Source organism: Dehalobacter sp. MCB1 (genome assembly GCF_003590275.1).
Classification (GTDB): domain Bacteria; phylum Bacillota; class Desulfitobacteriia; order Desulfitobacteriales; family Syntrophobotulaceae; genus Dehalobacter.
Genome location: NZ_LXPC01000015.1, coordinates 1 through 19,064, shown reverse-complemented (window position 1 = coordinate 19,064; position 19,064 = coordinate 1). Strand labels below are relative to the sequence as shown.

At 44.9% G+C, this 19,064-nt stretch carries 17 protein-coding genes and 1 pseudogene; all 18 read left to right on the top strand.

Annotated features, from left to right (window positions below; all coding sequences use genetic code 11):
• Positions 1-99: 99 nt before the first annotated feature.
• The 18 genes and pseudogenes from ilvD (at position 100) to A7K50_RS11370 (ending at position 18,929) form a co-directional block, all read left to right on the top strand.
• A complete protein-coding gene (gene ilvD / locus A7K50_RS11455; RefSeq protein ID WP_119776383.1) occupies positions 100-1,797 on the top strand; it encodes a dihydroxy-acid dehydratase in 1,698 nt (565 codons plus the stop codon).
• Positions 1,798-1,801: 4 nt separating this feature from the next.
• The gene (gene ilvB / locus A7K50_RS11450) at positions 1,802-3,553 is read left to right on the top strand and encodes a biosynthetic-type acetolactate synthase large subunit (RefSeq protein ID WP_119776382.1); all 1,752 of its coding nucleotides are present in this window, start codon (positions 1,802-1,804) and stop codon (positions 3,551-3,553) included.
• The gene (gene ilvN / locus A7K50_RS11445; RefSeq protein WP_119776380.1) at positions 3,553-4,032 is read left to right on the top strand and encodes an acetolactate synthase small subunit; all 480 of its coding nucleotides are present in this window, start codon (positions 3,553-3,555) and stop codon (positions 4,030-4,032) included. Before ilvB ends, ilvN begins: the two co-directional genes overlap by 1 nt.
• Positions 4,033-4,066: 34 nt before the next feature.
• Positions 4,067-5,062: a ketol-acid reductoisomerase gene (gene ilvC / locus A7K50_RS11440; protein ID WP_119776378.1), complete on the top strand. Its 996-nt coding sequence runs from the start codon at positions 4,067-4,069 to the stop codon at positions 5,060-5,062.
• A gap of 518 nt (positions 5,063-5,580) precedes the next feature.
• Complete coding sequence (locus A7K50_RS11435) at positions 5,581-7,116, top strand: 2-isopropylmalate synthase (RefSeq protein WP_119776377.1); 1,536 nt, start codon at positions 5,581-5,583, stop codon at positions 7,114-7,116.
• Positions 7,117-7,242: 126 nt separating this feature from the next.
• Complete coding sequence (leuC, locus tag A7K50_RS11430) at positions 7,243-8,517, top strand: 3-isopropylmalate dehydratase large subunit (protein WP_019226846.1); 1,275 nt, start codon at positions 7,243-7,245, stop codon at positions 8,515-8,517.
• Positions 8,510-8,998, top strand: coding sequence for a 3-isopropylmalate dehydratase small subunit (locus A7K50_RS11425; RefSeq protein WP_019226847.1), 489 nt, complete (start codon positions 8,510-8,512; stop codon positions 8,996-8,998). Before leuC ends, A7K50_RS11425 begins: the two co-directional genes overlap by 8 nt.
• On the top strand, positions 8,991-10,049 hold the full coding sequence (leuB, locus tag A7K50_RS11420; protein ID WP_119776375.1) for a 3-isopropylmalate dehydrogenase: 1,059 nt from the start codon (positions 8,991-8,993) through the stop codon (positions 10,047-10,049). The genes A7K50_RS11425 and leuB overlap by 8 nt, the downstream gene beginning before the upstream one ends.
• Before the next feature lie 203 nt (positions 10,050-10,252).
• Positions 10,253-10,684 (top strand): MarR family winged helix-turn-helix transcriptional regulator, encoded by a 432-nt coding sequence (locus tag A7K50_RS11415; RefSeq protein ID WP_119776373.1) that lies wholly within the window; start codon positions 10,253-10,255, stop codon positions 10,682-10,684.
• A gap of 56 nt (positions 10,685-10,740) precedes the next feature.
• Positions 10,741-11,769 carry a 4Fe-4S double cluster binding domain-containing protein gene (locus A7K50_RS11410; protein WP_119776372.1) on the top strand — a complete coding sequence of 343 codons (1,029 nt, stop codon included), beginning with the start codon at positions 10,741-10,743 and terminating at the stop codon, positions 11,767-11,769.
• Positions 11,770-12,089: 320 nt separating this feature from the next.
• Complete coding sequence (locus A7K50_RS11405) at positions 12,090-12,728, top strand: cobalamin-dependent protein (protein ID WP_119776370.1); 639 nt, start codon at positions 12,090-12,092, stop codon at positions 12,726-12,728.
• A 3-nt stretch (positions 12,729-12,731) separates the two neighbouring features.
• Positions 12,732-13,904 (top strand): uroporphyrinogen decarboxylase family protein, encoded by a 1,173-nt coding sequence (locus A7K50_RS11400; RefSeq protein WP_119776369.1) that lies wholly within the window; start codon positions 12,732-12,734, stop codon positions 13,902-13,904.
• A 16-nt stretch (positions 13,905-13,920) separates the two neighbouring features.
• Positions 13,921-14,064 (top strand): hypothetical protein, encoded by a 144-nt coding sequence (locus A7K50_RS14210; RefSeq protein WP_165904921.1) that lies wholly within the window; start codon positions 13,921-13,923, stop codon positions 14,062-14,064.
• Positions 14,065-15,054: 990 nt separating this feature from the next.
• Entirely contained in the window at positions 15,055-15,771 is a 717-nt protein-coding gene (locus A7K50_RS11395) for a hypothetical protein (protein WP_119776367.1), read from the top strand.
• Positions 15,772-16,021: 250 nt separating this feature from the next.
• A pseudogene (locus A7K50_RS11390) lies at positions 16,022-16,351 on the top strand (DUF3102 domain-containing protein); the annotation flags it as partial.
• 689 nt (positions 16,352-17,040) lie between these two features.
• Entirely contained in the window at positions 17,041-17,205 is a 165-nt protein-coding gene (locus A7K50_RS11380; RefSeq protein ID WP_199698294.1) for a tyrosine-type recombinase/integrase, read from the top strand.
• A 302-nt stretch (positions 17,206-17,507) separates the two neighbouring features.
• A complete protein-coding gene (locus A7K50_RS11375; RefSeq protein ID WP_119776362.1) occupies positions 17,508-18,053 on the top strand; it encodes a putative immunity protein in 546 nt (181 codons plus the stop codon).
• 309 nt (positions 18,054-18,362) lie between these two features.
• On the top strand, positions 18,363-18,929 hold the full coding sequence (locus A7K50_RS11370) for a hypothetical protein (RefSeq protein ID WP_131930015.1): 567 nt from the start codon (positions 18,363-18,365) through the stop codon (positions 18,927-18,929).
• Positions 18,930-19,064 lie beyond the last annotated feature (135 nt).

The following is a 19,064-nucleotide window of genomic DNA, read 5'->3' as shown; positions in this document are numbered from 1 at the left end:
GGAATGTGGCGCGCAGACAAGACCCAAATGATTATATTAATAGGTGGAAGACAAACAATAGATTAAAGACAAAAAAATTTCAGGAAAGGAAGCAATCCCATGAACAGTGATGCAGTAAAAATCGGAGTTGACAGGGCACCTCACCGGTCTCTATTTAAAGCTCTCGGACTTACCGACCGGGAAATCAAAAAACCCTTGATCGGTATCGTCAACTCATTTAATGAATTTGTGCCCGGGCATATGCATCTGCGTCAAATTGCCGAAGCAGTTAAAGCCGGAGTCAGAGAAAATGGCGGTACGCCGCTCGAATTTTCGACGATTGGTGTCTGTGACGGTATTGCCATGGGACACGTCGGGATGCATTTTTCGCTCGCGAGCAGGGAGCTGATTACCGACTCCATTGAGATTATGGCCAGAGCACATGCTGTCGATGCCCTGGTATTTATTCCAAGCTGTGATAAAATCGTCCCTGGAATGCTGATGGCTGCAATGCGGCTGAATCTGCCGGCCATCGTCGTGAGCGGCGGACCGATGCTGCCGGGTCGTCACGAGGGGAAAAATGTTGATTTTATTACCGTCTACGAAGGCGTCGGCAAAGTCTATAGCGGCCAGGAAAGCCAGGAATGGCTTCAGGGCCTCGAACAAAATGCGTGCCCGACCTGTGGTTCCTGTGCCGGAATGTTTACGGCAAACTCCATGAACTGCCTGACAGAGGTCATAGGCATGGCGCTGCCCGGCAATGGTACAATACCGGCTGTTTATTCCGAGAGAATACGCTTGGCCAAAGAAACCGGTTATCAGGTTATGAATCTGCTGCGGGATAATATCCGGCCGCGTGATATCGTAACGAGCACTTCAATCAGGAACGGCGTTGCCGCTGATATGGCGTTAGGGTGTTCAACCAATACCATTCTTCATCTGCCTGCGATCGCATTTGAAGGAGAAATCGAATTTGACCTGGCCGAGATCAATGCAATCAGTGATCGGACCCCTCAGATCTGTAAACTGAGTCCGGCGGTGAACGGGCATTATCTCGTCGAAGTCAATGAAGCAGGCGGGATCAGTGCCGTTTTAAAGAGCTTGTTGGATGCCGGTTTGATCGATGGTTCCGGCATGACGGTTTCCGGCACTACCATGGCGGAAAGGCTAAGCAGCGCGGCTGTCAAAAATCCGAGTGTCATCCGGCCGCTGATTGATCCGTATTCCGCCAAAGGCGGACTTTGTGTCCTGTTTGGCAACCTGGCACCGGAAGGAGCCGTGATTAAAGTAGGAGCTCTGGCGAACAGGGATATTGTCTTCGAGGGCGCGGCCAAGGTTTACGACGGAGAAGACCTGGCAGCCGAAGCGATTCGCAGCGGCGTGATTAAAGAGGGCGATGTCGTGATTATCCGCTATGAAGGACCGAAAGGCGGACCGGGTATGCGAGAGATGCTCGGGCCAACCGCAACGCTGGCGGGGATGGGGCTTGATTCTTCTGTGGCGCTGCTCACCGACGGACGTTTTTCCGGAGGCAGCCGCGGACTTTCGATCGGGCATATTTCTCCTGAAGCAGCGCTCGGCGGGGAGATTGCGTTTGTCGGAAACGGCGATATGATTCGGATTGATTTAGAAAAACGGACCATCGACTGGCTTCTGCCCGAATCTGAAAAAGTAGAAAGAAGAAACAGCTTTAACCCGGAGAAAGGGTTGGAGAAAGTGTATAAAGTAGCAGGCCGGACAGGATATCTGGGACGTTACGTCCAATTTGCCCAGTCGGCCAATAAAGGAGCAGCTTTCCGGACACTTAAGGAGGAATGAATAGATGGATAGGTCCAAAGAAGACGCCTTAATAGCCAGAGACCCTGAAATTACCTGGGAAGACGAAGAAAGTCTTGCTTTGGATAATTATAATGGTGCCAAAGCGCTGCTCGATGTACTGGACCAGGAAGGGGTAGAGCTGATATTCGGGTATCCCGGCGGATCTTTGCTCGCACTGTATGATGCGCTTCTGGACAGCTCGATCCGTCATATCCTGCCGAGACATGAGCAGAGTGCTGTTCATGCCGCTGATGCCTACGCGCGGGTCAGCGGCAAGGTTGGTGTCTGTCTGGCCACCTCAGGTCCGGGAGCCGCCAATATGGTTACAGGAATTGCGAATGCGTATATGGATTCCATTCCGCTTGTGATTTTAACCGGTCAGGTATCGACCCATCTGTTGGGGACGGATTCTTTTCAGGAAGTTGACATTACGGGAATTACGATGCCGATCACGAAGCATTCCTATCTGGTCAAGGATGCGAGAGACATTCCGCGTATCGTGAAAGAAGCGTTTTACATTGCCAGTACAGGACGTCCGGGTCCGGTCCTGATCGATCTGCCGAAGAATATTATGGCAGCAGAGGTCACTGAGCCTTATTCGTCCAAAGTTACGCTCAAAAGCTATAAATTCTTTACTAAAGGAAACTCCGGTCAGATTTCTGAAGCAGCTAAAGCGCTGGCCCAAAGCAAGAAACCGATTGTTTATACCGGGGGAGGCGTCATAACCTCCGGCGCCGGTAAGATTCTTCAGGAAGTGCTCCAAAAAGCCAATCTTCCTGTGGTCACAACGCTGATGGGCATTGGCAGTGTCCCGTCCAAGCATCCGAATCATTTAGGGATGGTCGGAATGCATGGGACCATTACTGCAAATCTCGCCGTCGATGAGTGCGATTTACTGATTGCGATCGGTGTCCGCTTTGACGACAGGGTCACGAGCGGGCTGAAGCACCGTTTTGCCACGAAAGCGAAAGTCATTCATATTGACATAGATCCTGCCGAGATCGGCAAAGTCATCCGAGCACATATCCCGATTGTTGGAGATGCCAGACTTGTCCTGGAAGAGTTTGTTACCAAAATCAATCCGCCGGTCATTCAGGATTGGTGGAAGGAACTCAGGAACTGGCAAAAGGAATACCCGCTAAGCTATGAGCAGGACGGCCGCCTCAATCCGCAGACGATTTTGGAAGCAATGGGAAAAATCAGCGGGGAAGAAGCGGTTGTGGTGACGGATGTCGGCCAGCACCAGATGTGGGCGGCCCAATTCTGTCCGATTAATCAAGAAAGACATTTTATTACTAGTGCCGGTCTGGGCACGATGGGATTTGGTCTTCCGGCTGCAATCGGCGCCCAGTTTGCCAAACCTGAAAGTTTGGTCTTTCTGGTTACCGGAGACGGTTCTTTACAAATGAGTATCCATGAGCTCGCCACCGCGGTCCAATATCACCTTCCCATAAAAATAGTCCTGATGAATAATGGGGTTTTAGGCATGGTCAGGCAGATGCAAAAAATGCTCTTTAACGAGCGTTTCAGCCAGATCCAGCTGGATGCCAATCCCGATTTTGTGAAACTTGCTGACGCCTATGGGATCAAAGGGCGCAGAGTCGAGCAGGCCGACCAGGTTGAGGATGCCTTGAAGGAAGCTGTCGCAACGCCCGGACCATTTTTGCTGGATTTCACGATCTCACCGGATGAAGTTGTACTTCCTTTTGTCCCTGCCGGTCAGGGAATAACAGAGATACTGGAGGGGAAGGAATAATGCTGCATACACTCGCTGTAATGGTTGAAAATGATCCGGGGGTTCTGGCAAGGGTATCAAGCCTGTTTTCCCGGAGGGGCTACAATATCTATAGTCTGACGGTATGTCAGACTGAAAATCCTGACCTTTCCATGATGACGATTGTAGTCGAGGGTGACAGCCAGGTCATTGAACAGGTCACTAAACAGCTGCATAAACTGGTTGTCGTCCATAAAGTGACCAATCTGAGCCAGGAGTCGGTGGTAAACAGGGAATTGGCCCTAATTCGGGTAAAGGTTAAATCGGACACCCGGCTCGAAGTACTCCAGACGGTGGACATTTTCAGAGGCAGAGTCGTCGATATGGGCAAAAATAATCTAACTATTGAGCTAACCGGTGATGAAGAAAAGATTGATGCGTTTGTCAGAACGATGAGATCTTACGGTATTCTCGAACTTGTCAGAACCGGTAAAATCGCGATTGCCCGGTCCGATAATTAAAATTAAAAAATAATGAATAAGGAGAGTAAATAAAATGGCTAAAATGTATTATGATCAAGATGCTGATTTGGGACTGCTGAAAGGAAAGACGATTGCGGTAATGGGTTGGGGAAGTCAGGGTCATGCCCAATCCCAAAACCTTAGAGATTCCGGTTTGAATGTTATCGTGGGCTTGCGCAAAAACAGCGCAAGGTGGAAAGAAGCCGAAGAAGCCGGCTTGACTGTGATGACGGTTGCTGAAGCAGCAGCCAAAGCAGACCTGATTCAAATCCTGCTGCCGGATGAGACCCAGAGCAGGATCTACCGGGAAGAGATCGAGCCGTCGCTTACCGCTGGCAAAGTACTTTGCTTTTCACACGGCTTTAACATTCACTTTGGTCAGATCGTGCCGCCGGCTGATGTCGACGTAATCATGGTTGCTCCGAAGAGCCCGGGACACCTTGTCCGCCGAACCTATACCGAAGGTGCAGGAACACCGGGACTTATCGCCGTCTATCAGGATGCTACCGGCAATGCCAAGCAGATCGGTCTTGCGTACGCTAAGGGAATTGGCTGTACCCGCACCGGTTTGATCGAAACGACATTTGAAGAAGAGACTGAAACGGACTTGTTCGGTGAGCAGGCCGTGCTTTGCGGCGGTGCGTCCGAATTGGTCCGCGCCGGTTTTGATACCCTTGTCGAAGCCGGTTATCAGCCGGAGATCGCCTACTTTGAGTGTCTGCATGAACTGAAATTAATTGTCGACCTGATGTATGAAGGCGGAATCAGCCGGATGCGCTACTCCGTATCCGATACTGCCCAGTACGGGGACCTGATGGTAGGTAGACGGATCATTACGGAAGAAACCCGCAAGGAAATGAAGAAAGTACTTTCTGAAATCCAAAACGGAGAGTTTGCCCGCAAATGGCTTTCCGAAAACCAGGTTGGCCGTCCCGTATTCAATGCCATGACCCGCAGGGATGCCGAACATAAGATTGAAAAAGTCGGTCAAGAGCTTCGTTCCATGATGCCGTGGCTGAAGAAAAAATAAAGCCTGCCGAATCCCTATTTTGACTATTTGAGTAGGTTCGCAGGTACAATAATATATTCGGGTAGGTCTGCGGGCCACAATACCGCTTTCGGCAAATTGAGCCCTCCATGGCTCAAATAGCCGCGCTGCGCAATCCATGCTTCGCTTGTCGCGGAACTGTGGCCCACAGACTGATCCTAAGTATGATACAGCAGTTTTTATAAGCTAACTTTTTCCAGAATATAGCATTTAGATGTTTGGTTTTTTAAAAGAATCTGTGTTCTAGAATGTTATACTTGCATGTCGATTCCAACAATGTATTTTTCAGAATAATATAACTAAAATATACTCCAAAGATTAGTCTCCGTAATATATAGCCAGCGTAAGCGGAGCAAGGAGTGCGCAGCGCGGCTTTTTGAGCCAGGAGGGCTCAATTGCCGTAAGCGGCTATATATTACGGAGACCTACCCGGATAATCATAAGAACGAATCTTAGAAACGAATTTACTGGATATCATAAAGTCGCAGGGGGTGGATAGGGTGAGACGGATTGAATTTTTTGATACGACGTTAAGGGACGGGGAACAATCTCCCGGCGTTGCGCTGAATATGGAAGAGAAGCTACAGATTGCCCGTCAGCTAGAAAAACTGGGTGTGGATGTTATTGAAGCTGGTTTTCCGATCACTTCTCTGGGTGATTTTCAGGCCGTATCCCTGATCGCTGAAAAAATCAGAAATACGACCATTGCTGCGCTTGCCAGGGCAGAAGCCAAGGATATTGAAAGGGCCTGGGAGGCGATCCATATTGCGGAAAGCCCACGAATCCATACATTTATTGCGACATCTCCGATTCATATGCAGTACAAACTTAGAAAAACACCAGATGAGGTGTTGGAACGCGCTGTCTATGGGGTCAAGCTGGCAAAATCCAAAGTTAGTGATGTAGAATTCAGTGCTGAAGATGCTTCGCGCAGCGATATAGATTTTTTGGCCAAAGTATTCTCGCTGGTCATTAAAGAGGGCGCAACTGTAATCAATATTCCGGATACTGTCGGGTATGCGATGCCCGCAGAATTTGCTCAGTTTGTCAAAGCGATCATGGACAAAACCGATGGTATTGAAAAAGTCAAAGTAAGCGTCCACTGCCATAATGATCTCGGACTGGCCGTCGCGAATTCCCTGGCCGCAGTTAAGGCAGGCATTCATCAGATTGAATGTGCGGTCAACGGCCTCGGAGAACGGGCCGGGAATGCTGCGCTGGAAGAATTGGCCATGGCGCTGCATACCCGGAAAGACCTTTATGAGGTCGAGACAGGTATCGTCACCCGGGAGATTTCCCGGACCAGCAGTCTGGTCAGCAGACTGTCCGGTATGAGGGTCCAGCCCAATAAAGCGATCGTAGGTAAAAACGCTTTTGCGCACGAATCAGGCATTCATCAGGACGGAGTCCTCAAAGAACGCAGTACGTATGAAATTATGTCCCCGGATGCCATCGGACTTGACATGAATACGATTGTCCTCGGCAAACATTCCGGGAGGCATGCGGTCAAACAGTCTCTGGACGACCTGAGCATTGAAGTCAGTGAAGAACGCTTTGAGAAGCTTTTTGAAGACTTCAAAATCCTTGCTGAGAAGAAAAAGATTATCACGGAAGCTGATCTTTATGCGCTTGCTGAAACGCAGGAGGCAGAGGAAACACTGGCCTTAAATTACTGGCAGATTCTAAGCGGAAATAACCTGAAGCCTACGGCAACGATTGGCCTAGAGCTGAAAGATGGGAAAGAGCATCATAATGAGCTGGCGAAAGCGGCTTATGGTGACGGCCCTGTAGCGGCTGCCTATAAGGCAATCGACAAAATTGTCGGGATTGAAGGAAAACTGCAGAATTTCTCGTTACAGGCAATTGACGTCGGCGAGGATTCTCAGGGTGAAGTAACCGTAACGGTTTCGTTCGGTGATCACACTGTTGCCGGCCGGGGTGTCAGTCCGGATATTATCGAGGCCAGCGTCAAGGCCTATGTCCAGGCTGTCAACAGGGCGCTCGGTAAAGGTTGGATCAGCCTGAAGCAAAGATGATAACTGGAGGTAAAACAGGCCGCGATGATGCATGATTGCGGATACTTATTATCTCATCTGCGCGTACGGAATGTTTACGGAGATGAGATAATGTTAAGGAGCACATGAAAAAGGAGGTTGTTGCCCATGGGTATGACGATAAGCGAAAAAATTCTGGCAGCCCATGCCGGAGTAGATAAAGTCGTTCCCGGAGAAATCATCAATGCCAAACTGGATGTGGTCTTATCCAATGATGTTACAGCTCCGGTCGCGATCAAAGAGTTTGAAAAATTAGGAATTGAGAAGGTATTCGACAAAGAAAAAATTGCACTGGTACCTGACCATTTCACCCCGAACAAGGATATTGCCTCCGCGGAACAATGCAAAATCGTTCGCGACTTTGCCCGGAAACATGAGGTTAAACATTACTGGGATACCGGAAGAGTCGGCATCGAACATTGTCTGCTTCCGGAGCAGGGGGTGGTACTTCCCGGTGACCTGATCATTGGCGCCGATTCCCATACCTGCACGTACGGTGCACTCGGTGCGTTTGCGACCGGCGTAGGCAGTACGGATTGCGCGGCCGGGATGGCCACAGGCGAAGCCTGGTTCAGAGTTCCGGAGACCTTGAAATTTGTTTTTCACGGCACAAAGTTCCAGCCGTATGTCGGCGGCAAAGACCTGATTCTATATATCATCGGCAAAATCGGCGTTGACGGTGCCCGCTATAAAGCGATGGAATTTACGGGAAACGGCATCAAAGCACTCTCTATGGACAACAGGCTGACGATGTGCAATATGGCGATCGAGGCTGGCGGCAAGGCCGGGATCATTGAACCGGACGAGATTACGCTGGCGTACGTCAAAGCCAGGGCAAAAAGGGATTATAAAGTTTATCATAGCGACCCGGATGCCGTATACGAGAAGGTTTACGAATTTGACACGGAAGATATTCCGCTGCAGATCGCTTTCCCGCATCTTCCGGAGAACACCAAATCGGTGGAGGAAGCAAAGGGTTTGAAAATAGATCAGGTTGTGATAGGCTCGTGTACGAACGGACGTCTTGAGGATCTCGAAATCACGGCTAAGATTCTGAAAGGGAAGAAGATCCATCCGAATATCCGCTGCCTGATTTTCCCGGGCACCCAGGATATCCTGCTTGAAGCGATGAGCCGCGGCTGGATTCAGACCATGATTGAAGCCGGAGCAGCAGTCAGTACGCCGACCTGCGGGCCATGTCTGGGCGGCCATATGGGGATTCTGGCCAAAGGTGAGCGGGCGCTGTCCACCACAAACAGGAACTTTGTAGGCCGGATGGGTCATCCTGAAAGCGAAGTATACCTGTGCAATCCGGCAGTCGCTGCGGCTTCAGCCATATGCGGACAAATCGTTCATCCGAGGGAGGTCGTTGATAATGGGTAAAGCTTGGAAATTCGGCCATGATATTGACACGGATGTCATCATCCCGGCCCGCTATCTGAACCGCTTTGAACCGGAACATCTCGCCGCCCATTGTATGGAAGATGCGGATGCTTCTTTTGCGGCCAACGTGCAACCCGGAGATATGATGATCGGCGGCAAAAACTTTGGCTGCGGATCTTCCAGGGAACATGCTCCGCTGGCGATTAAAGCTGCCGGTGTCAAAGCCATCATCGCAGAATCCTATGCGCGGATATTTTACCGGAATGCGCTGAACATCGGGATGCCGATTCTGGAGTGCCCGGAAGCTGTCAGAGGCATTGAGGCCGGTGACGAAGTCGAGGTCGATCTCCAGAGCAGCACGATCCAAAACATCAGCAAAGGAACAAGTTTTCAGGCTACTCCCTTTCCGCCATTTATGCAGGAACTGATCAAAGCCGGTGGGCTGGTTCCGTACGTAAAGGAGAAAAGAAAGAATGCCTAAAATTGCCGTATTGCCCGGCGACGGGATTGGAAGAGAGATTATTCCTGAAGCGCTGAAAGTGCTTCAGGCAGCATTAGAAGACTGCCCGGTCAAGTTTGAATTCGATCGTTATTTGATCGGCGGAGCCGCAATTGATGAAGTCGGCAAAGCACTGCCTGCCGAAACACTGGATGCTTGTAAGAAGGCTGATGCAGTACTTTTGGGTGCGATCGGCGGACCCAAATGGGATACGCTACCGGCTAAGGAAAGACCTGAGCTTGGTGCGCTTTTGCCGATCAGAAAAGAACTCGGTCTCTTCGCGAATATCCGTCCAGTCAAAATGATTCCTTCGCTCATTTCAGCTTCCACCTTACGGGAAGAAGTCGTCAGAAATGTGGATATGGTTGTGATTCGCGAACTGACCGGCGGGATCTACTTCGGTGAAAAGGGAAGAAATGAGAATCCCAGGGCAGCCTATGACATCCTTCTCTACAATGAGGAAGAAGTCCGCCGGATCATTGAGCTTGGTTTTGAAACTGCCAGAGGCAGACGGAAAAAGCTCTGCTCGGTCGATAAGGCCAATGTGCTCGAGTCGTCTCGTTTCTGGCGGGAGATTGCTGAAGATGTTGCAAAAAAATATCCGAATGTCGAACTGACGCATATGTATGTTGACAATGCCGCCATGCAGCTAGTGCGTTATCCGGAACAGTTCGACGTGATCGTCACAGAGAATATGTTTGGAGATATCCTGACCGACCTGGCTTCGATGCTCGGCGGCTCGATCGGCATGCTCGCTTCAGCCAGCCTGAACGGTAAGAAAGGACTGTATGAGCCTGCTCACGGTTCCGCACCGGACATTGCTGGTCAAAACAAGGCAAATCCACTGGCGACGATCCTTTCGGCGGCGATGATGCTATGCTATACGTTTGACTTGAACGAAGAAGCCGGTAGAATAGAGAATGCTGTGACCAAAGTTCTGGATCAGGGCTACAGGACAGCCGACCTGGCCAAACCTGGAGATAAGGTGCTCGGGACAAAAGAAATGGGAGACGCAGTGGTGGCTGCGCTGTAAGGTTTAACAGTGTTTAAGAATAAGGCCGCTATGATTGTTGAAATCATTGCGGTCTTTGATTTTTTTTGTGTCATCCGTGACAAAGGATGGTGTAATTTGAAAATTTCAAAGCAAATAAGGCTCTATAATATAATGTTGACAACATAATCATTTTATAATACCATGCATATAGTGTATATACACTATACGAGGTGATTTCCTATATGAAAAACAATGAAAAGAAGCCGTCAATCTGTAATTGTCTGAATTTACGTAGGGCTGCTTCGGCAATTACAAAAATATATGATGAAAAGCTGGCCCCAAGCGGATTGACAGTCAGCCAGTATTCAATTTTGAAGCATCTAAAGTTTTTTGGTCCCATTAGTGTCAGTGACCTGGCTATAAAAATCAGGTTGGACAGGACGACTTTAGTCCGTAACTTTAAACCTCTGGAAGCTGCATTCTTAATTATTGATGTTTCTCAAAAAGGCGCCCGGAACCGTCAGCTTCAATTAACCCAAAAAGGGATTGAGAAATACATTGAGGCGGAATACCTGTGGAACGATGCGCAGAATTTCATTAAACAGGAACTCGGAAAAGAAAATATTGAAAAATTAACATCTCTCCTTTCCGTGATTGAGAGGTTGGGATCTTAATTTGCCTTATCCGTGTATATACACATACACTATGTCATATAAAGGAGAGCAAAATCATGCATGTAGAGAATTTGATTCAGGATAAGGCTTATGAATTCGGTTATGAAAAGTGTGGGATTGTCCGTATTCAGGATTTAGAAGGTTATGATAAATGTCTAAGGGAACGTATCGATAAAGTCCCCGTCTCAAAGATGTTCTATCGGAGCCAAAGCCGTTTGACGGATCTGCAAGAGCGGTACCCCTGGGCAAAATCTGTTATCGTCGCTGTTTCTCATTTTGGACATTATAAAGCACCTGGGGAGTTAAAAGGGCATATCGCTAAACACTATCTATTTGACGGACGTGTCAATACGGAATCTAAGGAATTCAAGAGAAGCGTTGCGATGGAACAATTTCTGCAGGACCTGGGACTCAAAACAGCCTCAAACCGGAATTTTGGCATCGTTGGATTGCGCTGGGCGGCCATGAAGGCCGGGCTTGGAATCATACGCAAAAATAATTTCTTTTATACGGAATCCGGTTCCTGGGTGGAACTAGAAGCGTGGATTACCGACAGGGATATGGAATTGGTTGAATCAACTAATTTACCGATTTGTCCTGAAGGCTGCTCCAATTGTATCAAAGCCTGCCCTACCTGCTCTCTTTCATCGCCTTATACAATGAATCCGCTCAGCTGTGTCTCCTTTCTCACCACTTTTGGCGGCCGTGATTTGGCAAACGATCCTCTTGGCAAGAGTTTTGGAACCTGGATCTACGGGTGCGATGCCTGTCAGGACGCATGCCCGATGAACAGCGGCAAATGGACGGAGAAGGATGAATTTCCCGGTGTTTTAGAAATATCGCTTTGTCTTACACCAGAAAACATAATGAAAATGGAAGAAGAATTTTATAAGCATAACATACAGCCAAAATTCTTTTACCTTTCTCCGGATGAATTATGGAAATGGAAAGTAAACGTATTGAATTTCATGCGGAATAATTATCAGGAAAGCTACAAGCAATATATCTTGGAGGCATGCAATAATGAAAATGAAAAGATTCGCGATATAGCACAGACGATTTACAAAGATGTCTTCAACAGATAATCAATTACAGTAAAGCAAGGGATCATCATTTTTTATCAAGCATAGGTAAAAGAGTCTTCCAGAATTATTTTGGGAGGCTCTTTTTCTAATATACAATTGCAAGTTTTGCTGAGACCAAAAGGGGTTAATTTGTTCTCAATTTTTTGGCTAATAATTTAAAAATTTAAAAAAGATTAAAATCTTTTCCACGTGATAAGAAATGCGGACTTTTCTTTTGATATATTTACTTGTATAGACAGCGGATTGGAAGCTATCATTCCAGGCTAAAAAACTGTCAACGCAACGGTATCAAAGAAAAATTTTAAGGAGGATGATTGAAAGTGGTGGATTTGAAAGTCCTGACTCAAGCGATGTCCGATTTGGACGAAGACGTGTTAAACAAGGCGATTGATGAAGTGCTAAGCAAAGATGACAACGCCGCAGAAGTCCAAGAAATTGTTAAAGCCTGTCAGCAAGGTATGACGCTCGTAGGTGAACGCTATGATTCGGGCGAGTACTTTATCGGGGACTTAGTCTTTGCCGGGGAAATGTTACAAAGCGTAATGGACAAACTCAAACCGGTTTTAAGTGCAGGGTTCTCAGCAAAAGGCGGAAAAATTGTCCTGGCTACCGTTTTCGGAGATCTTCATGACATAGGCAAAAATATTTTCAGATCCATGGTTGAAGCCGCAAATTTTGAGGTGATCGACTTAGGGATCAATGTTCCGGTTAGCCAGATCGTGGACAAGGTAAAAGAAGTTAACCCTGATATTGTTGGCTTAAGCGGCGTACTGACTTTAGCGCTGGATAGTATGAAAGAAACGGTTGATGGACTGAACAATGCGGGCCTCAGAAATAAGGTCAAGGTGATTATCGGCGGAGTACCTGTTAATGAGAATGTTTGTAAAAGCATAGGGGCCGATGCCTTTTCGACAAACGCAGCTGAAGGGGTCAAAATATGCCAAAGATGGGTGGGTTGATTGATGAGTGAAGTTATGAATCTTTACCAAAAACGTGTAGAAAGAGTTTATAAAGCCATTAATCTGGAACAACCGGATCGTGTTCCGATTTCTTCCGCTCTTGGAACATGGTCTTCCTACTATGCAGGGTACACTGATTCCGAATCCAACTGGGATTTGGATAAATGCAGTAAGTCTATTCTAAAAGTAGTTAACGACATCCCGATGGACGTCTTGCACATGTTTTACGCCAGGCCTGGTGGCATGTATCAGGCTTTAGGCAGTAAATCTTTTCATTATTTAAATGAGAGCAACATTGTTCAATATTCAGATGAGAATGCGGAAGTAATGACTAGCGAAGAATATCCTGAATTTATTAAAGACCCGTTTAGGTTCATGGTTGAAAAAGTTTTGCCGCGGAAATATGCCGAATTAGCTAAAGACACACCTGCAAAAGATTTAGCACTAGCAAAAGGCGCTATGCAATTTGGTATGTATGGAGCGAAAAAGGGCGCTGCAGAGGCTAATCTAATATCCCAGTATGGAATACCTATGCTATTTGATGGTTTAGCGATAATGCCATTAGATTGGATTGCCGATTTCTTCCGGGGTATTAAAGGCGCATTTATGGATATGCGTCGTCGCCCTGAAGAATTGCTAGAGGCTGCTCAAGCACTTACTCCGTTAGTAATAAGGTTTGGAATGGGTCAGATGTTTTCAACACCACCGAAAGCAAACCCCAAAATCATCCTACTCCCTTTACATTTACCTCCTATGCTTAAGACAGCAGATTTTGATAAATTTTACTGGCCTATGTTTAAAACGATTGTGGAGGCCTTCGTTGCAAACGGAGTAATTCCAATGCCATTCTATGAAGGAGATTGGTCACGTTACTATAATCATCTTCAAGAATTACCTGTCAAGAAAACACTGGGATGGTTCGAACACGGTGATCCTAAAGAACTTAAACAAAAGCTTGGAAATACCATGTGTATACTAGGGCTTTTCCCGGTAACGTTATTACAATATGGTACGAAGGAAGAATGTATTACTAAAGCGAAAGAATTATTGGATGATCTGGCTCCTGGCGGAGGATATATTTTTTCTACCGATAAGGAACTTATTTCGGCAGCTGACGGCAAGGCGGAAAACATCATTGCCGTAAACAAGTTTGTTATGGAGTATGGTATTTATTAATAGGAGGTGCTTCACGATGGAAGAACAATTGTTGATCTCTTGGAGTGATATCGTTAAACAGCATCCGGAGCTCGCAGATAAAGATCCTGCGATGGGTACGAATTGGGATATCGGGCAGGAAATGATTTTCGCCTATGTAACTTTCCTGGCGCTCTTTTAAACAAAGAGAATAAGGAAGACCAATGTAAAGAGACTGTAACGATGGTTGAAATCGTTACAGTCTTTTGATTTTGGGAAAACACCTTGAAGCCATTGCCAATTGCTTCACTTTGCCGAAAAGTAAGATTTAGTTAAGCTTTATTAGCCTTATAAGGCTTTTATTTTTCTTTTCGGCTACTGTCCTTCCCCAAAATATTCTGGGCTTTACAGGGCAAATAGTCAAATAGACCTCTAGTTGAGGTTGAGATGCAATAATACTATAGCAAGGGAACTTAATTTCCAGCCTTTTGGGGAATTGCCTTTGCCACCCGATCCGATGATTTGAAAAGCTGTGATTATTTGTTCTTTTCAATATTTACGTTAAATTTAAGAGAATAAATATAAAGGAAATTGAGGGATAATGTGGAATTATCGTTAAGAAATGGGTCTAGGTTCAGTGATATTTATTTATATAATGTCTGTAATGGTAGTCGACTTTTTGATGATTGATTACACCATCACCCTATTTAATTATATCATTTTAGACATTGATATTGCTTGATTCTACAAGACCAATAGAGTGAGTTTGAAAATTTGTCGTTTTAGATTTTGAGTACACCTGTGTAGTAATTCCAAGAATAGCCAAATTTTAATTTGGATTGTGGATGTCTTACACCCATTTGTCAACAGACCCGCGGTTGCGAATTTAGCAAAGAAGGAATTTGTCAATTTGCCCAGAAATTACATTTATATCCATTGATGGCTGATATTCATGAGTTCAACTATTTATATCCAGGAAATATGAATGTGTCGGTTTATCTGGAGTATTTCCGACGGGCAGCAGATAACAAGGTGTTACCGTAACTTTGCCAATATGAAAGTAGTATGACGCTACGGTAACACCCAACCGTTAAATGAAATTGGCCGCAAAGGCCGCGCCGTCCTGGCGCGTATTCAGAAGATTGGCATTTGAGTTCAACAGGAATGTTAAGCTATACCTCGAGGTGGTAAATTGACAGATAACTATTTGATTGCAAAGTTTGGGAAACGGAGACATTTAGAAATGTTATCTAATGGGTCAATTTATTTTAATCCAATTTCTAAATGTCGTACTGATATAACAATATATCGTGGCGATAATAGAGAGGGGCAAGTTCCGATTGATCCGTCAAGTTTAAAAGTTCTTAATAAATCTGGTCAAAATATTTTCGATTATATACCTAAGCCAACTACTGTTATGAAATCAATAGTTGGGGACGATTCTATTTTGTTGTTCTGTGCTTCAATGATTACAAAGGATATATTATTTTATAATGACCCTAACTATATTTTTGCTGATGATTACAAGTTGGCAATAAAAGAATTTGGTGATTATGTGCTTTTGTTTAATTCTGAGGAGCTTTTAGAGCTGCTTCGTAAAGCTCAAATAAATGCAAATCCGGAATTTGGATTTACTAGCGGGCCAATTATTTATCGAGATTTAACTGACTTTTCAAAAGAAGGAGACTATCAAAAAGCTTATAATACTACAGGGAGCGTTCTAGATCCATATTTTGTTAAGAGTGATATTTACAAAACTCAGAATGAATGGAGACTTATTATAGATGGTTCTTACGAACCACTACCTACTAATAATGACGGCTCTTATATAATTAAGATTGATAAAATGAAATGGGCTAACCTATTTGATACTAAAACCTTTCTTGATACATTTTCCATAGAAATTTAGAAATATTGTTGTTTGATTTAAGGGATCGACGTCCTGTCGCCCTCTGGATATGGGGGCGACCAGCTTCATTTAACAGAGCATTGCCGAAACTGGCAACAGCAAGGTGAAGCGTACACATTTGGGGGAAGTAAGAAAGAAAATAAGAAAGTTACTTCCCTATAATAAAAAGCTTAACGAATGAGGTTGTCACACTTTTAAGCCATGGCCACATATCCTGTAAGTGAAATTACTCCAAAGGAGTGTGGATATCATGACGGATCCAGCAAAGGATACAGCAACCGATCCGGAGAATGATCCAGAAACCAATACAGTACCTGATGTCATCAGCGGACGCACGCCGAATGTAATCGCGGCTGAGATTAACATGATCAAATATCAGGCTGAGAATATCTATCTTGCCGCCACCGTAGAGATTGGAAGACGGTTGACGGAGGCCAAGTCCCTGCTTAAGTTCGGAGAATGGGGCAAGTGGCTGGAGGAGTCGGTCGATTTCTCCCAGAGCAGGGCCAATAAACTGATGCGTATCTTCAAAGAGTATGGAGAAGGACAGCTTACCAACTCAAATTCGGAGCCGAATCCGAATTCGAGGAGGTATACTACAGAAAAATATACCCATGTGAGTCAAAAAAATCTTGGACTCATAAAATATGGTGCTCCCCGTTGTGACATAAAAAGGAGTTCCCTAAATAATACCAAAATTATTTTTTAGGATTGACCATGCAAATTAAAGAAGTTAAAATATTTTTGCAATGGTATTTATTAGTAATATTTCCATTATGTAAGAATGGAGCAGAAAGATGGCTGTATATGTCAACCCCGGGAAGAAAATCAAAGGGAACTCTTTGTAACTTTTGAGTATACAGCAGAAAGAGTCGAGAAGATCAAATCTATTAAAGGGCGAAGGTGGGACTCAGGGCTGCGATGCTGGATTGTACCAAGATCAGTGGATACAATTCTTTCTCTTTACAAAGTTTTTGACGATAAGATATTCTTGAACAAATGTACAGAGAAGTGGTTGAACTTAATTGAATTCGAACCTAAAAAAATACTATGTCTATTCAATAAAATGGATCAGGAGCTAATTCTAAAGGGGTATAGCTTTAAAACTCGACAAGGGTATCTTGGACATATCAAAAGATTTCTTTTGTTTATTGGTAAGGATCAGAGCAAAGTGACAACAGAGGACATTAGAAATTATCTTGTGCATTTGATGATAGATAAAAAACATTCGCACTCATTTGTAAATCAAAGTATCAGTGCAATTAAGTTATAAGGGTAAGTGAAGTGGTTAATCTGCAAGTGAATGACATTGATAAAAGCAGAATGCTTATCCATATCCGGCAGGCCAAAGGGAGAAAAGACCGGTATTCAATTCTATCTGAAATTACACTAAATATTTTAAGAAAATATGTTAGCGAATATATACCCATGTAAGCCAACGGGATCTAGCTAAAATACACAGCCCAATCGATGCACTGGACATGGAGGTTTAAAAGAAGTAAATTCTGCTAAAGGAAATATCTCCGCAACCCTTGCGGTTTACCTCCATATTTGGATGTAATCCGCAACATATGCGGAAAAAGGACGTTATATGCAATGCCACAAAACGCCGCGCCTCCATGCGCGGATTATGGAGATTACTATGTAGCTATTTTATATTGTTAATCTATTCTGATTGAATAAATTTGTATAGCATAAGATAAACAAGAATTTATCTGTCAAAGGAGAGAAAAAATTTGAATTGGCTTAACGAAGTGCAAAACAGAATTAAGAGAAAAAATCAGATTCTTTTTGCTAAAGATAGTGAATTTTTAGCCGATTTAGCAGCATTGATTCAAGAACAAAATCATCGGACAATGGTCTTGTGGGCATTTGAATTTGCCGATGAAACTGTTAAAAGGTTGTTTGAGCGTTATCCGAACGAAAAGCGACTCGAATCCGCTGTGCTGGCATCAAAAGACTGGGCTGCTGGTAAAGTAAAAATGCCCGTGGCTAAGCGCGCGATTTTGCAGGCTCACGCAGTGGCAAAGGAAATCGACTCTCTTGAAGATATAGCTTTGTGCCATGCCATCGGGCAAGCTTGCGGCGTGGTTCATGCGAATGGACATGCTATCGGTTTTCCAATCTATGATTTGACAGCTATAATTAGACACTATGGTGTACCAGAATGCAAAAAAGTTGTTGAGGAGCGTAAGCAAGAATATATTGAGCAGATATATTATTGGCGAGAACATTATAAAGACTATCCGTGTGAATGGGCAGATTTTATGATGGCGGATTGATTTTGCAATTATGAGTAGTATTTATTTTAAGAAAAAAGAAAGATTGACAAATTCCAATTTATATGGTGTGAAAGTATGAGATGCCCACATTATTAAAGTATGATCATGTGGGAGTTTAGGGGGCCGCCGTCCTGGCGGCCTCTGAGCAAGAAGTGTGGCACTGCATATAACAGTGAATTCCCAAAATCTGAGAGAATATGAATGTAGTAACCAGACTTCGGGAATTCACGAGACGTTAGGCGAAATCGGACGGGGGTCGCGCCATCCTTGGCGCGAGTCGATTTTGAAGAAGAATCGGAGAGATTTTTTATGAATGTTGAGTTGTTTGATGGTGACTATATTTTACAGATTTATGATGACTTAATGTATACTCTGAACTCAACTGACAATAAGTACATATATGATAATGAATATTACGACAGGTCACTCGCCAATCATCATTTTTTGAGTAAATGTGGTTTGTCAATTATGAAAGATGGAGATGTCTTAAAAAGTGCAATTGTAATGAGCTCTGGTGGCCCTACTAGGGTTCATCCAAAATCCTTTGTAATTGATGACAGTAGTTTAATAATTATAGTAGGGAACAAAGCTTCTTGTTTGTCGATTCCGGATTTAGTATTAGATTGGCAAACCGAATGCGACTATGCTTGTTGTTTTGGTATTTATCGCTTTTCAGGTGATTTTTTAGTTAATGGTGAACTGGAAATTACACGCATAGATAAGAGCGGAAATATCAAATGGCAATTCTCTGGGGCAGATATTTTCGTAGATCCTGAAGGAGAAGATTGTTTGTTCATTTCAAACGATAGAATAAAAGTTAGAGACTGGAATGGAGATAGTTACTTATTAGACTCGGATGGGAAGCCGGTTGTATAAGGGCCCGCCGTCCTGGCGGGCTCTGAATTATAAGCGTCCGACTTCGCCTAACACAGCATTCCCGCCACTTGGAGGATTATGAATGTGGTCAGGGCGCGGCGGGAATGCCTAAACGTTATCTGAAACCTGGCTTTC

What these genes read in the sequence shown, in the direction of transcription:
- ilvD (WP_119776383.1), top strand. Translation starts at nt 100, where the DNA reads ATGAACAGTGATGCAGTAAAAATCGGAGTTGACAGGGCACCTCACCGG.
- ilvB (WP_119776382.1), top strand. Translation starts at nt 1,802, where the DNA reads ATGGATAGGTCCAAAGAAGACGCCTTAATAGCCAGAGACCCTGAAATT.
- ilvN (WP_119776380.1), top strand. Translation starts at nt 3,553, where the DNA reads ATGCTGCATACACTCGCTGTAATGGTTGAAAATGATCCGGGGGTTCTG.
- ilvC (WP_119776378.1), top strand. Translation starts at nt 4,067, where the DNA reads ATGGCTAAAATGTATTATGATCAAGATGCTGATTTGGGACTGCTGAAA.
- leuC (WP_019226846.1), top strand. Translation starts at nt 7,243, where the DNA reads ATGGGTATGACGATAAGCGAAAAAATTCTGGCAGCCCATGCCGGAGTA.
- A7K50_RS11425 (WP_019226847.1), top strand. Translation starts at nt 8,510, where the DNA reads ATGGGTAAAGCTTGGAAATTCGGCCATGATATTGACACGGATGTCATC.
- leuB (WP_119776375.1), top strand. Translation starts at nt 8,991, where the DNA reads ATGCCTAAAATTGCCGTATTGCCCGGCGACGGGATTGGAAGAGAGATT.
- A7K50_RS11415 (WP_119776373.1), top strand. Translation starts at nt 10,253, where the DNA reads ATGAAAAACAATGAAAAGAAGCCGTCAATCTGTAATTGTCTGAATTTA.
- A7K50_RS11410 (WP_119776372.1), top strand. Translation starts at nt 10,741, where the DNA reads ATGCATGTAGAGAATTTGATTCAGGATAAGGCTTATGAATTCGGTTAT.
- A7K50_RS11400 (WP_119776369.1), top strand. Translation starts at nt 12,732, where the DNA reads ATGAGTGAAGTTATGAATCTTTACCAAAAACGTGTAGAAAGAGTTTAT.
- A7K50_RS14210 (WP_165904921.1), top strand. Translation starts at nt 13,921, where the DNA reads ATGGAAGAACAATTGTTGATCTCTTGGAGTGATATCGTTAAACAGCAT.
- A7K50_RS11370 (WP_131930015.1), top strand. Translation starts at nt 18,363, where the DNA reads ATGAATGTTGAGTTGTTTGATGGTGACTATATTTTACAGATTTATGAT.